Origin of the sequence: Halomonas sp. ND22Bw (genome assembly GCF_003011945.1) — a bacterium.
Lineage (GTDB): Bacteria > Pseudomonadota > Gammaproteobacteria > Pseudomonadales > Halomonadaceae > Halomonas > Halomonas halophila.
Genome location: NZ_PXWD01000352.1, coordinates 1 through 358 on the forward strand (window position 1 = coordinate 1; position 358 = coordinate 358).

The following is a 358-nucleotide window of genomic DNA, read 5'->3' on the forward strand; positions in this document are numbered from 1 at the left end:
GGCGGCGATGAGGCCGATATTGTCCTTGCCGGTCTCTTCCCAGGTTCGGCGGAGCACGGCCAGCCAGCCTTCGGTCGGGATCGCGAACGGCGACCGCGCTCCAGCACCGGCCTTGTCGTTCCCGATCGTCATGCCGCGCCTGCCGATAATCGAGGGTTAAGCCGCCGCAATGTCTCAGCGGAGCGGTGGAGAGCTTTGCGCTCCTCTTCGTCGAGATCGAGCTCGATGATCCGCTCGATCCCGTTCTTGCCGACCACGCACGGTGTGCCGAGGCACACGTCGGTCCGACCATATTCACCATCAAGGACCGTGGAGACCGCAATAACCGCGTGCTCATTGCGCAGTACGGCTTCGCAGA

Annotated in this window: 1 pseudogene; it reads right to left on the reverse strand. The window is 63.7% G+C overall.

Annotation, left to right across the window (positions count from 1 at the left end):
- Window positions 1–128: 128 nt before the first annotated feature.
- Window positions 129–358 (reverse strand): annotated as a pseudogene (locus CVH10_RS18395) (L-lactate dehydrogenase); the annotation flags it as partial.